Genomic DNA, 13,292 nt, shown 5'->3' on the forward strand with positions numbered 1-13,292 from the left:
GCTGTTGAGTTGTTTGGCAAAAGGGAACTCGATCGCCAAACTCTTACACAAAGCCTGCATTTTGGCTCTCGTGCAGTCACGGGTATCCATCCACAGTCGCAAGCACTTATTTCTGATGAACTGTCCGGTACGGATCGCTTCGTCAAGTGCTTGATACTGCTTTGGCAAACCTTTGAGTTTGGCTTCTCGAACTAACATTGCTGTTGTTGATTCCCCTCTATAGCAATCCTAAATGGTTTGCGGAAACAGATCGGCTGAAAACCCCATGCCGTAACGATCTATCCTGAAAACAAGCCGCAAACGAAGTCGTACTGCTATATCCTTCCATCTTACCACAAGAATTGTCGGGTAAAGTCGCCCTAGAAGGCTTGCCCTGCTTGCCCTGCTTGCACTGAGCTTGTCGAAGTGAGCTTGTCGAAGTGAGCTAAGTCGAAGGCTTGCCCTGAGCCAAGTCGAAGGGGGCGAGGCTTTAAACCCAGCTCTTTTGGTAAAGGCATTTAAAGTGAGGTGGGAAAAGGGATGTCTCAGAGGGTTTGACAGTCCCCTAGAGCTGCATTAGAATTTCTCGAAAAACTCGCCCAACTCTATTGATTCCCCTCGACCACAACTGGATATTGGAACGCTCATGAACTTACGACGTTGGGTTTGTCTCGGCGCTTTGGCGGGTTTCACGCTAACTGGATGTCGCACGCAATCCCCCCTTTCCGATGGAAGTTCTTCCCCCGTACCGCTCTCGGAAGCTTCCGCAATCGCCAGTGAATTCGAGATCGATCGCGAGGCGCTAGCGTCTCTGTGTCGCGTAGTGAAAATTAGTAACGGGGAAGTTCGCGAGTCGCAAAAATCGACGTTTGCGCTTCCCAACGCTCGCGACGACGACCGTGCGGTTGCCGACAGCGCGATCGCGGTCGTTCGCGACACGCCAGACCTCGATTACGATTTTATCGGACAGGCCGCCAACCTCGACGACTGGCCGCCTCGTAAAGAAGCCGCTTCCGACTCGCAGACGGAGTTAGTTTTGTGTCTTTACGAAACCAACGACACCGACGACGCTCAAACTTGTTGGTATCTTAATGAAGAGGGGTGGTACGGCGGCTTAACCGTCTACGGAACGCGATCGCAGTTGTACTTAGTCGAAGCGAAAACAGTGGATTTAGTCGCTCAAACGAATCTCACGCGATCGCGCCCCGACTGTCCCGAGTCCTATACGCTGAAAGGAGACAACCGCTCGGAAATTCAGAACGGACTACCCATCGAACTCGATCGCGTCAAGAGTTGGCTACAAACGCTCTAGCTCTGTTAAAAAAACGCAAAAAATAGAAGGGCGATCGGTTCGTTCTGTTTAACCTAGAGCGAGACCCCTAGCGAAAACCCCTCACCGCGAGAATTTCTATGACCACTCACGATTTACTCCTTCTCGTCCTCCTGCTTTCCCCTGGACTCCTCCTGTCCGCCGTCGTCATGGGCGCCTTTTCCCGAGGCGGCTAACAGACAGGGAAGAGGGAAGAGGGAAAACACGCTCGACTTTCCCTGTGTTGCAACCCGAAGCCTTTCCGAAACTCTATAGCCGTCGGCCTGCCAACGGCTATGGAAACGATCTCAACCGGTAATTTCAGACACTTCCAGCAAAAGCGCGTCCTGGCTGAGACTCCTTGTGGAGCGACACCAGGACGCGCTAAGCATCCTCGGGTTGGATGACTCGACGCACTCAGACGCCGTTTACCAACCTTTTTCAGCTTGGGAAAGCACGTAGGCGGCTACGTCTTCGATATCGTCAGGGGACAGACGACCCAGGAAAGACGGCATCGCGTTTTTCCCGTTCGTTACCTGAGTTTTAATGGCTTCGAGAGAATCCATTCCGTATTTTTCCAGCGCGTCTTTTTTGAGGGTTTTGGCCGCGTTTACGACGTTGCCTCCTCCCATGTGACACGCCGTGCAGTTGGCGCTAAAAACCTGAGAACCATGTTCGATATCGGCAGCCCAGGCGGGACGACCGAAGGCAAAAACTGTCACTGCCAGGGCGAGCAGGACAAACGAAACGAGCTTTTTCAAAATTGCGATCTCCTCTACTCGAACATACAAAGCCAATTTACGTGATATCGAAATGTGGTGTCTTTGTCAATAGACACTCGGTCGATTTAGTCTTAACCTTATGTGGCAAAGTACTGATAACGTCAAGGGTTTAGAGAACGAGAAACATCGATCGCACGTAAATTTTTTTTAAACAAATCTTCATTAAAAAAATCATTCAGACCGACGTTCGCTTGTCAAGATTATCGTTACATTTTTTAAACAATTACTGAATCGTAACGAACGGTAATTTCGAGATACGCGGCAGCGATCGCTCCCTTCGACTGACCGACTAAGCAACCCGAGAACGCGAACGCGCTACACGCCGCCACTGCGAACGAACCAATCGAACCAGCGGCTGTGTCGGACTTGCTTGAGTCGGGAAACACTGCGCTCGAACGCACAACGACAATAGGCTAGGTAAAATTGTCGGTATCCCTTCGGTGGAGGCGAGGGGAGCTTGAGAACCTGTCGGTAAGCGGCCATTGCGTCGGTGTAGTGTTGCAAGTGACAGAGAACGTCGCCCCGCACCAGCCAAACGCGAGGAGAACGGGGGGCGAGGAGTTGGGCGCGATCGCAACAGTTTAAGGCATCTTGGGGGCGATCGAGCTTCAGCAGCACAATTGCTTGAGCTAACCAGATACAATGAAGGTTCGGTTGGAGTGTCGTGACGCGACTGTAGTATTCCAGCGCTTCGCTGTAACGTTCTAAGCGATCGAGCAACTGTCCGTAGGAGACGAGGAGTTCCACGTCATCCGGTTTTAAAGTTACCGCGTGACGAAAACTTCGACGGGCTTCCTCGGGACAGTCCAAGGCTGAGAGAACCTCGGCACGATGTCCCCAAAACTGTGGATTGTCGGGAAAGAGATCGATCGCCCGCCGCACAGAAGTCAAGGCTTCTTCCCAGCGGCGACAGGCTGCCTCTGCCTGACTACGCGAATGCCACCAATGGGCTTGGGTGTCGTCGAGTGTTAAAGCAGCCTTGAACGCATCGATCGCCGCAGCATAATGTTTGAGTGCCATTAATGCCGATCCTTTGCCAAACCAGGCGCGATCGCACTGCTTATCAAACCTCAACGCGCGATCGTAATCAGCAACAGCACTGCGGTAGAGTCCCCAGCGAACGTGAACGCTTGCCCACTCCAGGCAGCGTTCGAGAGAATCGGGTTGTAACACGGGTCTTGCTCCTGCCTGCACCCTATCCTAACGGCAAGAAGGGGCAATCCGATATTATCACGAGCGATCGGTCTCAAACCAATTGGGAATGGGCAGTTTCGCCGATGATTTGCAGGAGCGTTTCAGTGACAATTGGTATGACAAGCCTCGTGACAATTTGTATTACCGTTCGCGTTACAATGAAGAACGCTCTCATCTTCCCATTGGGTTTGAAAGGGGTAACCTTGTAGATAGTTTCCATTAAAATGCTTATGGCGAAAAATAACAGTAATGGCTACAAAGTAATTAGCGATAACCGTCAAGCGCGTTACCGTTACGAAATCTTAGACACTTACGAAGCGGGTATAGAACTCAAAGGAACAGAAGTCAAATCCATCCGCCAAGGACGAGTCAATTTGCGAGACGGATACGCCTTAATTCGCAACAACGAAGCCTGGTTGTTCAACGTCCATATTTCGCCCTATAACACGGCGAGCCAGTACTTCAACCACGACCCGCGACGCACGCGAAAACTGCTGCTACATCGCGACGAAATCCGCAAATTAATCGGAAAAGTTGAAGAAAAAGGTTTGACCCTCGTGCCGCTAAAAATGTATCTCAAAAACGGCTGGGTTAAAGTTCTAATTGGTCTAGGACGCGGCAAAAAACTCCACGACAAGCGAGAATCTCTGAAGAAGAAACAGGAAAAACGCGAAATCGCACGGGCGTTGAAAAACTATTAGTCGTAATAGAATTTGCCAAAGGTTTTAGGGAATGTCGAAGCGATCGCAGTCAAACCCACTTGCAATTTCCGTTACCAATTGACCTTCATTCAAGCCAGAACCCCGGTATTTTGGAAATACCGGGGTTCTCCACACATACAAAACCTCTTGAGACAAAGAGGATAGCTCGGGTCGCAGAGCTTAACTCAGTCCCACCAACTGCAAGCTCAAATCCCACATCCGTTCGCCTTTCTCATCATCGCGAGCTTGTCGCGAGACTTTTTGTGCGAAAGACTGGCGGCCTTTCTTCTGGCGGTTTCCCCAACTCCAGTAAACGCCAGATTGCTTAAATTCGGGGTCGGCCACAACCGCCGCCACCCGCTCGCCAGCCAACTCTTGGGAAACATATCCCCCCGTGATGTATTTCTGGAAAACTGGGAAGATTTTTTGGAATAGCGGATAGTGGTTGCGGAACAGCGGCGTATCGGCGACGCAACCAGGATACAGAGAGCTAAACGTGATATCCGTAGAATCGTGATAGCGGCGGTGCAGCTCCCGCATCGTCAAAACGTTACAAACTTTACTGTCTTTATAGGCTTTCACCGGCTCGAACTTCTTACCGTCGATCATCGAAACTGGCTCTTTGAAGCCTTCAGCGAACCCGTCGAGAGTTCCTAAATCCGGACGCGGGGGAATTTTACCGCCGAGTTCGTCAGGGTTGTGGGTGACCGTTCCCAGAATCACCATCCGTTTGTCCGGTTCGTTGGACTGCTCGAAGTCCGCCAACATCAGGTTACACAGTAGAAAATGTCCCAGATGGTTGGTGGTCATGGTCAGCTCGTACCCTTCGGGACTCCGCATCGGCTCTTTCAGCAGCGGCATATAAATCGCGGCGTTGCACACCAAGGCCCGAATGGGTCGGTTGAGGGAGCGGTAGTTGGTGACGAACTGGCGAACGCTCTGCAAAGACCCCAGGTCGATATGCAGAACTTTGTAACTGTCTTTCGCTATACCGAGGTCTTGGGCAGCTTTTTCTGCTTTTTCCAAGTTTCGGCAGGCCATGACGACGTACCATCCCTTTTCGGCGAGGGCTTTTGCGGCGTACAAGCCAACACCCGAAGAGGCTCCCGTAACAATGACTGTGGGCTTTTGCTGGTTTTCCATTCTCGTGAAGTGATTTGATATCGATCGCTGTTAACCCGATCTATGATCGCACACCTTGCAAGCTCTACGGCCGGGCAGTTTAGTGAAGAATCTTGTACTGAGGCTTCTTCGGAGGTGAGGAGATGAGGAAACACTGTCAACTGAAAACTGTCTTCACTGGTGACTGGTGACTGGTGACTGGTGACTGTCTTCCCTCTTCACTAAAAAAAAGCCCCGGAACTCCAGCAAGTTCCAGGGTTTCCATCAGGGTGCATCTACCATTCCTCTGTTCTTTAGAAAGGTGGGAGGTTCCGGATAGTTTTGTAATTTTCCTGTTCCCTATTCCCTATTTCCTGGTCCCTCTACCGCCAAGAAAAAACCCAGAACTTTTGCAAGTTCCAGGTGGGTGAGTCGATGGCTTCCTGTCGCTGAAGTGAGAAGCATCGAGTACGGAGAGTCAGTTAAGAAAAAAACCCTGAAACTCCAGCAAGTTTCAGGGTTGCCATCAGGGTGCATCTACCATTCCTTTGTTCTCTGAATAAGGTCGGGTCTCAGGATGGTTTTGGAAAAATTTTGGGAAATTTTGGCGATCGCTCTCAAATTTACGTGTTTTTACGGATTTAGAGAAAGCCAAGCTTTGACGCATCAGTGTTTTTGCGGAACCTCGATCGCGATCGGTTGTCGAATTGATGTTTGAATACCAGTATGACGAGTCAATCTAACACAAACCCGGTCGACCGAGCTGTACTTGCAGCCATTCAGAGACGTATCGAATTGTACAAACAAAACAGAATAGAACTTTCACAACTCACTCAAGATTTATTGACGATTGTGAGTGGAACGATCGCAGTTCCGAGGGATTGGCACACCAAATTTATGCAGCATTGGAGTGCGATCGAGGAAGCGAATGCCCTGGCTCTAGCGGCAGGCTCCGATCGAGTTCTACCCGAACATGAAGAGGTAATCGGTACGGCTCTGAACGAGATCCAGAGATTAGTTCGATCGCGATTTTAATACACTCTGGATTTACGCGATTAAGCCTTACCCACACCAAATGTAGAGGTCGGTGGGCAATGCCCACCCTACACATGGGGTGAATGCGGTTGTTCTGACACTAATAAATCATTTCCTGCGTTCTTCACGTAACTTGCAAGTTAGATCGGATTTTACCCATCAAAATGAAATTCGTACATAAAAAACTCCACCCCAAGCCTGAAGGAGAAAAACGGGGTGGAGAAAGCCTGTTACCTCTATTGTGACTTAAAATCTAACAAAAGTCCGTAAAATTACTGAGGCTGCGGTTCCTTCGACGCGGCGAGAAACTCCTTCAACCGCCACAAACTCACTGTTTGGCCTAAATTCAACGGTAACAGCGACACGCCTTCCAAACGCGATTGCACCCAACCGTCACCCCAGTACCACTCGTGAAAGCCGTCGATTCCGCCACTGAGTAACATCCGCAAACACCGATCGCTCGCCACTTCGACATGATGCTCGATCGATACGAACCCCAGCGAACTCGTAAACGTCAACCCTTCATGAAGCTTTTCCGGTAAACCCGGCGATAACTGTTGCGGCAACCACTTCTGTAACTCGCTCGGATGCAGCAAACTGCGAGCGATCGCACTCGCCGAAGCGTCGATCTCAATTCGCAAATGGCTCTGTTGAAACGTTCCCAGCATACTTCCAGCTATTCCCAGCAAGCCCACGAGAGTCATTATGACGAATTTCCCCAGGCGATCGCCAGGTTGTCGTTCCGATCTCTGAAAAGATCGCGATCGTTACAATAAATTAAGATAAGACGATCCCAAACCTCAAAACATTCATGGCAGATCAGCTCGTTCGCGCAACAGCAGCAGATGGCGGCATTCGCTGCGTTGGAGCCATCACCACACGACTCACCGAAGAAGTCCGTCAACGCCACAAACTCTCTTACGTCGCCACCGCCGCTCTCGGACGAACCATGTGCGCGGGTCTTCTCCTAGCCTCTAGCATGAAGAAACCCGAGTCTCGCGTCAACATCCGCGTTCGCGGTGACGGTCCCCTCGGTGGTATCCTCGTCGATGCGGGACTCGACGGAACGGTTCGCGGCTACGTGGAAAACCCCTCTGTCGAACTTCCTCCTAACAAAATTGGCAAACTCGACGTCGGCGGAGCTGTCGGTTCCAACGGCTTTCTCTACGTCATCCGCGATGTCGGCTACGGCTATCCCTACTCCAGTACTGTCGAACTGGTATCCGGCGAAATCGGCGACGACGTAACCCACTATCTCGTCAACTCCGAACAAACTCCCTCGGCGTTGGTTCTCGGGGTGTTCGTGGGAGCCGACGGCGTAACGGCGGCTGGGGGACTCCTCCTGCAAGTTCTTCCGAAAGCGGCTCGCGATGAGGAACTCGTAGCCACGCTGGAATCTCGCCTCGCGGGACTTTCGGGATTTACTCCCCTGCTGCGAAAACAGAAAAGCCTTCCGGCGATTTTTGAAAGTCTCTTGGGAGATTTAGGTTTGCAAATCCTCCCCGGCGTGCAGATGTTGCACTTCCACTGCGGCTGTTCCTGGGAACGTCTCCTGGGAGCCTTGAAACTCCTGGGTTCGGCAGAACTCAAGGATATGATCGAAAAAGACGGCGGTGCAGAAGCCACCTGTGAATTCTGTAAAGATGTCTTCCACGCCGATGTCAGCGATTTACAACGCCTCATCGACGATTTGAAACAGGAGTCTTCCGTTCGCTAATTCTCTAACGACTTCCACGGAATGGGGTTTCCTGCAACCCCATTTCCCTCACTCTTCCCTCTACACTCTCCCCTCTACACTGAATTTCCCTCCCATTTGCACTCGCCACAACGCCGCGTAAATTCCCTGACGTTTCAAGAGTTCTTCGTGGGAACCCCGTTCGGCGATTTTGCCTTTGTCCATGACGTAGATACAATCGGCGTTGCGAATGGTACTCAGACGGTGCGCGATCGCAATCGTCGTCCGGTTTTGGGTAATGCGATCGAGCGATCGTTGAATCGCCGCCTCGGTCTCGTTATCCACCGCCGATGTCGCTTCGTCTAAAATCAGAATCGGTGGATCTTTCAACACGGCTCGCGCGATCGCCAAGCGTTGGCGTTGTCCGCCAGAGAGCTTCTGTCCCCGTTCTCCAATGACGGTATCGTAGCCTTGGGGTAACTCAGAAATAAAGTCGTGTGCTTCTGCGATCGCCGCCGCCGCCACCACATCCTCGTCTTTGGCGTCGAAACTCCCATACCGGATGTTTTCCGCTACAGTTCCGTGAAACAGAAACACATCTTGACTGACTAAGGCGATCGCTCGTCGCAAATCCTGTAACAAAATCTCTTGAATATCGATTCCGTCGAGGGTAATTCGTCCCGAGTGAATCTCGTACAATCGCAACAGCAACTTGACGATGGTACTTTTTCCCGAACCCGTCGCTCCCACGATGGCGACAGTATCTCCTGCGGGAACCCGTAGCGAAAAGTCCGAAATTACCGCAGAGCGATCGAGATAGCCGAAGGTGACGTTTTCCAAACAAATCTCGCCGTTGACGCGTTCTACGGGAAGCGGTTTGTTCCCCGGATGCACCGTAATCGGCATATCCAGCAACTTAAACACCCGTCGTGTCGATGCCTGCGATCGCTGGTACAAATCCAGGGTTTCCCCCAACCGCGTTAGCGGCCACAACAAGCGTTGCGTCAAGAATACCATCGTACTGTAGGTTCCCACTGCCAGGGTTCCCGCCGCCGCGTCTAATCCTCCCAGTAACAGAGTTGCAGTAAATCCCACCAAAATAATAATCCGAATCAGGGGAACGAACGCCGCACTGAGGGCGATCGCGCGTTGGTTGCTGTAGCGATATTCGTTACTGAGGCGATCGATCCGGTTAACTTCGTACTCTTCGGCGGTAAAACTCTTAATCGTGGTAATTCCCGTCAAATTATTCGTCAGTTGCGCGTTGAGCCACCCCACCGATTCCCGAACGGCGAAATAACGCGGTGCGAGTCGTTTCTGAAAGACGATCGAACCCCATAAAATAAACGGCATCGGCAACATTGCCAACCACGCCACGTTAGGAGCCAGGACAAAAAACGCGCCACCGATGACGATTACCGTCGTCGAAACTTGTAAAATCTCGTTAGCGCCCCCATCTAAAAACCGTTCTAATTGGTTGATATCGTCGTTGAGAACTGACAGCAATCCTCCCGTACTCCGTTCTTCAAAAAACGAGAGTTCCATCGCTTGTAAATGGCGGTACGCATCCAGTCGCAAATCGTGTTGGATCGCCTGTGCCAAATTGCGCCACAATCGTTTGTAAGCATATTCAAACAGCGATTCCAATCCCCAAATCAGGAAACTCAGCAGCGACAACACGACCAATTGAGCGAATACGCTTCGGACACCCCACCCCGCTAAAAACGAGTTTTCCTGTTGTACGACGATATCCACCGCCAATCCGATTAACGCAGGTGGTGCGAGGTCGAAGATTTTGTTGAGTACGGAACACGCCGAGGCTTTCCAAATTTCAACGCGATAGCGATCGGCGTATTCAAATAGTCTTAAAAACGGAGCTTGTCGCTGAGTTGACACAATTTTTGCGGTCTAAATTTTAGGATTCTTAGGACTTACGCAGTTCAACCGAAATCACACTAAATGGAGAGGTCGGTGGGCATTGACCACCCTACAAATGGTGTAGATACGTAACTCCTGGATTCTTTGATTTGAAAAGATTATAAACTAAAATGACTCGATCTCTCAAGTACGAAGCTCGTACCTACTGTTGTACTTTATCGATTCTGTTCGATCGAGTGAGTTTTAACCGTGACAATATACCACATATTATTCGGCAGCGATCGCTTGTTGAGAAACCGTTCTTCGAGATCGTCTTGTTGTAAAATTTCAATATTTTGAAATCCTTTTTCGCTTAGCCAGCGCTCCATTTCTTCTCCATACATTCCAAAACGGTAAGGTTCGCCGATTTCGGCCAGGCGATCGATATTAAAATTGATTCCCGGAATCGTTTCGTTTTTAAATGTCATCAGCGGCGAACAACAGTCAAACACAAACACCGATCCAGGTGTCATTTTATTTTTGATAAAATCTAACGTATTCGACACATTTTCTTGACTTAAATAGTAGCTAACACCTTGCCAAATGTAAATCGTCGGTGTTTGAGGATTGAAACCATATTCAACTAGACAATCGAGATTGTCTTGGTTGAAATCGAGAGGAATGAGAGACAATTCATAAGGAATATTATCGAATTGTTTTAGCAAATATTGTTTCTTGTTTTCGATTGTTTCGGGTAAGTCAACTTCAAACGTTTTGACTGAGTTATTTTGAATAGAAGAAAGACGAAAAAATCTCGTATCGTAACCAGCCCCCAATAAGAGAATTTGCTGACATCCAGCCTCGATCGCAGATTCGATAATGTCATCGCCGTACTTTTCTCTCAAAATGACATATAAATATGCAATTTTTTGAAAGCGTTCTTCTTCATCTTTAGGTTCGGACATCATATTGGGAGGATTTTTCTCTAACGCCTGGATCGAGTCGCGATCGAAAAACCATCTAATATACTTATCTGTAAAAAGAGTTTCAGTTTGGAATTGATGAACGAGCTTCAGCATTAAAGTTCCTTTATTAGTTGAATTCTTCCAGTTCAGTTTCATTTTGTATTCCTCGATCGCTCAAAAAAATATTGTGGGGTCTTCTGGGTTCAAGGTGATAAGCTAATTTTATTTTAGGCAAAAGCCTGATTTTAAGTACATCATGGCAATGCGCTTTTATTCAAGTTGGTATTCAAAATAACAAATTACACCGCAATTCCCGAAGACCCAATTTTACGTTTTTTGGCTTGACTTTGGCAGAGGTTCAAAAAATCATAATCCCGAGCGTACCATTGCTTCAGATTGTAAGTTGCTGCTTGACTAAACTGATACGTTTTAGAAGACTGATTGCCGTGTTGAGGATTGATTTTTGCTTTGTTTGAATTTTGAGTTAAATACAGATCTTGAGGCAATCCTAAAATTTTTTTAATGTCTTCAAAATCTCGATCTAAACTTTCTTGAAATGCAATGTATAAGCAATCATGAAAACGACTGAGAAAGTAAGATTCTGATTCAAACCAATCGAGGTAAGAAGTATTAATGTGTTCGATACTGATCATTCCTTCGATCGCTAAATTTCTCAGTACTGGATCGTTAGAAGAAAGTGCGATCGCCAAGTCTTCAGGAGTTTTGAAGAATTGAAGTATTTTTCGTTCTGTTTCAAACTTTGAATGCTTCCAAGGACGAGTTTGTCGATTTTTAAAATAAAATGCACTGGCAAAACGAGCGATCGGATCTCGCAAACAAAAGAAAAATTTATCGCCTTGAGGAATATCTCGAAGTGTACAGTCGTGTCCTCGAAGATGGATGATAAAATTATCAGTTTGTAAGTAACCTGCAAGGGTATGTTTTATTGCACTTCCTCCCGTCTTGCTAATATGTAAGAAATTTGCGATTTTTCCGCCTTTCCATCGATAATATTTAAGTTGAAGATTTTTACATTTTGTTTTTGCTAGATTTAAAATTTTATTGGACTTTATGAGATTAGATCGAGACATGGCGACAAAAGATAAATCGGAGAGTGGGACATATTTAAACAGTTAAGGCGATCGCATCGAACGGGTATCGCGATCGCCTAAATTTTTTCTGTTAACAGACCGGCAAGTGTCCGGTAAGATATCTCATTGACATCCTCACCGCCCTGGAAGGACGGTGATTCCCAAACCGTTCGGCTGACGCTCACGGCGAAGCCTCACGATTTGGGTTCCTGCTTCTGTCCCCTTCGACTGCGCTCAGGGGTTTTTCGCAACGGCTTTCCAGGGCGCAATGCCTTTCGAGTCTTATGTTCGCTCCACAGGCTGAAACGGTGTGTCCCACCGCCAAAAGTCCAATGGAATTGGAGTGTTAGCCAAACTGACTAACTTGGTTTTCGTTAGTCAGTTTAACCACCACTAACCATTGTACTGTAAAGCCGCCCTTGAAGGCTTGCCCTGAGCCAAGTCGAAGGCTTGCCCTGAGCCAAGTCGAAGGCTTGCCCTGAGCCAAGTCGAAGGGGGCGGGGTTTTAAACCCAAAATTTTCGATAACATCGTCTATCTTCACGACATCGACACTCAATTCTACAAATTTTCAACCGTCAATTTTCGCTCGTCGCACCCTTGAAACACCTCACCCCCCAAATTCTACTCGTTCTGTGGAGTCTCCTCGGCTTAGCCTTGCGGTTCGCTCGCTTGACTGCCCTTCCCCCGTGGACAGACGAATGTGCGACGATCGCCTTCAGTCTGGGTAACAGTTTTCTCGACGTTCCCCTCGATCGCGCCATCCCTCCTGACATCTTAATGCAACCTTTACAACCGCGCCCGGACGCCACCGTCGCCGACGTGGTCAACCACCTGATGTCAGAAAGTACCCATCCCCCTCTGTACTTTATCCTCGCCCATTACTGGATGCGGTGGTTCGGCGGCGACAACGTTCTCCTGGCTGCGCGATCGCTCTCCGCCATCTTAGGAACCCTCGCCGTTCCAGCCATCTACGCCTTAGCCTTTCGCACCTACCGCTCTGTCATTGTGGCACAGCTCGCCGCCGTCGTAATGGCCGTTTCTCCATTCGGCGTGTTCCTCGCTCGAGAAGCCCGTCACTATACCTTAGCCGTTCTCGTGGCGATCGCCTCCCTCTACTGTTTCGTCGTCGCCGTCGAAGCCATTTTCCAGCACAAACCCCTTTCTCCCAAAGTTTCGATTCCCTGGATTCTCATCAACGGCTTCGGAATCGCCGTACATTACTTCTTCGGCTTAGTTCCCCTGTCTCAAGCCTTAGTTTTAGTCGGAATTTGGCTGACTCACACATCTCACCGCCGCAGTCTCGCTTGGCGAGGAATTGCGATCGCCGCCTTGGGAACCACCCTTTCCGGCGTCGCGTGGATTCCCGTGTGGCGAGAGGTCAGCCAAAGCAACCTCACCGATTGGGTGTACGATGGCGGCATCGGAATCGACGCTCTACTGCGAGCGATCGCCTGGTTGCTCTCCATGCTGTTGATGTTTCCCCTCGACATCCTCACCTTACCCCTTTGGATAATTATCCCCAGTAGCCTCGCCTTCTTGGTCTCCCTCATCTGGATTTCCAAACTCCTCTGGAAACCCTCTCCCCCTCTCCCCCTCTCCCC

Annotated in this window: 11 protein-coding genes and 1 pseudogene; 4 read left to right on the forward strand and 8 right to left on the reverse strand. The window is 49.4% G+C overall.

Features of this window, described 5'->3' with window-relative positions; translation table 11 throughout:
• Window positions 1-198 (reverse strand): annotated as a pseudogene (locus POG22_RS20630) (RNA-guided endonuclease TnpB family protein); the annotation flags it as partial.
• A gap of 427 nt (window positions 199-625) precedes the next feature.
• On the opposite strand from POG22_RS20630, the gene POG22_RS20635 reads away from it, so the two are divergent.
• Window positions 626-1,291: a hypothetical protein gene (locus tag POG22_RS20635; protein WP_017658558.1), complete on the forward strand. Its 666-nt coding sequence runs from the start codon at window positions 626-628 to the stop codon at window positions 1,289-1,291.
• 425 nt (window positions 1,292-1,716) lie between these two features.
• On the opposite strand, the gene petJ is transcribed toward POG22_RS20635, so the two are convergent.
• Together petJ and POG22_RS20645 are read right to left on the reverse strand one after the other, a co-directional pair.
• A complete protein-coding gene (gene petJ / locus POG22_RS20640; protein WP_017658557.1) occupies window positions 1,717-2,049 on the reverse strand; it encodes a cytochrome c6 PetJ in 333 nt (110 codons plus the stop codon).
• A gap of 336 nt (window positions 2,050-2,385) precedes the next feature.
• Window positions 2,386-3,243: a tetratricopeptide repeat protein gene (locus POG22_RS20645; RefSeq protein WP_074170969.1), complete on the reverse strand. Its 858-nt coding sequence runs from the start codon at window positions 3,241-3,243 to the stop codon at window positions 2,386-2,388.
• 251 nt (window positions 3,244-3,494) lie between these two features.
• On the opposite strand from POG22_RS20645, the gene smpB reads away from it, so the two are divergent.
• Window positions 3,495-3,965: an SsrA-binding protein SmpB gene (gene smpB / locus POG22_RS20650; protein ID WP_017658554.1), complete on the forward strand. Its 471-nt coding sequence runs from the start codon at window positions 3,495-3,497 to the stop codon at window positions 3,963-3,965.
• 180 nt (window positions 3,966-4,145) lie between these two features.
• Here smpB and POG22_RS20655 read toward each other — a convergent pair whose 3' ends face one another.
• Together POG22_RS20655 and POG22_RS20660 are read right to left on the reverse strand one after the other, a co-directional pair.
• Window positions 4,146-5,108: a Rossmann-fold NAD(P)-binding domain-containing protein gene (locus POG22_RS20655; RefSeq protein WP_498906982.1), complete on the reverse strand. Its 963-nt coding sequence runs from the start codon at window positions 5,106-5,108 to the stop codon at window positions 4,146-4,148.
• Between the two features lie 1,265 nt (window positions 5,109-6,373).
• On the reverse strand, window positions 6,374-6,769 hold the full coding sequence (locus tag POG22_RS20660) for a hypothetical protein (RefSeq protein WP_017658551.1): 396 nt from the start codon (window positions 6,767-6,769) through the stop codon (window positions 6,374-6,376).
• Between the two features lie 143 nt (window positions 6,770-6,912).
• Here POG22_RS20660 and hslO point away from each other — a divergent pair, with 143 nt between their 5' ends.
• On the forward strand, window positions 6,913-7,818 hold the full coding sequence (gene hslO / locus POG22_RS20665) for an Hsp33 family molecular chaperone HslO (RefSeq protein WP_063718189.1): 906 nt from the start codon (window positions 6,913-6,915) through the stop codon (window positions 7,816-7,818).
• 60 nt (window positions 7,819-7,878) lie between these two features.
• On the opposite strand, the gene POG22_RS20670 is transcribed toward hslO, so the two are convergent.
• The 3 genes from POG22_RS20670 to POG22_RS20680 form a co-directional block, all read right to left on the reverse strand.
• Complete coding sequence (locus POG22_RS20670) at window positions 7,879-9,672, reverse strand: ABC transporter ATP-binding protein (RefSeq protein WP_498906983.1); 1,794 nt, start codon at window positions 9,670-9,672, stop codon at window positions 7,879-7,881.
• A 197-nt stretch (window positions 9,673-9,869) separates the two neighbouring features.
• A complete protein-coding gene (locus POG22_RS20675; protein WP_498906984.1) occupies window positions 9,870-10,754 on the reverse strand; it encodes a class I SAM-dependent methyltransferase in 885 nt (294 codons plus the stop codon).
• A 143-nt stretch (window positions 10,755-10,897) separates the two neighbouring features.
• Entirely contained in the window at window positions 10,898-11,689 is a 792-nt protein-coding gene (locus POG22_RS20680; protein WP_498906985.1) for a hypothetical protein, read from the reverse strand.
• Between the two features lie 599 nt (window positions 11,690-12,288).
• Between POG22_RS20680 and POG22_RS20685 the strand changes: the two genes are divergently transcribed.
• A partial coding sequence (locus POG22_RS20685) for a glycosyltransferase family 39 protein (protein WP_498906986.1) occupies window positions 12,289-13,292 on the forward strand: 1,004 nt, incomplete at its 3' end.

The organism is Geitlerinema sp. CS-897 (assembly GCF_028368005.1).
In the GTDB taxonomy this organism is placed as follows: Bacteria; Cyanobacteriota; Cyanobacteriia; order Cyanobacteriales; family Geitlerinemataceae; genus Baaleninema; species Baaleninema simplex.

Excerpts from the sequence above, each read along its gene's own strand:
- POG22_RS20635 (WP_017658558.1), top strand. The coding sequence starts at position 626 with ATGAACTTACGACGTTGGGTTTGTCTCGGCGCTTTGGCGGGTTTCACG.
- smpB (WP_017658554.1), top strand. The coding sequence starts at position 3,495 with ATGGCGAAAAATAACAGTAATGGCTACAAAGTAATTAGCGATAACCGT.
- POG22_RS20655 (WP_498906982.1), bottom strand. The coding sequence starts at position 5,108 with ATGGAAAACCAGCAAAAGCCCACAGTCATTGTTACGGGAGCCTCTTCG.
- POG22_RS20660 (WP_017658551.1), bottom strand. The coding sequence starts at position 6,769 with ATGCTGGGAACGTTTCAACAGAGCCATTTGCGAATTGAGATCGACGCT.
- hslO (WP_063718189.1), top strand. The coding sequence starts at position 6,913 with ATGGCAGATCAGCTCGTTCGCGCAACAGCAGCAGATGGCGGCATTCGC.
- POG22_RS20675 (WP_498906984.1), bottom strand. The coding sequence starts at position 10,754 with ATGAAACTGAACTGGAAGAATTCAACTAATAAAGGAACTTTAATGCTG.
- POG22_RS20680 (WP_498906985.1), bottom strand. The coding sequence starts at position 11,689 with ATGTCTCGATCTAATCTCATAAAGTCCAATAAAATTTTAAATCTAGCA.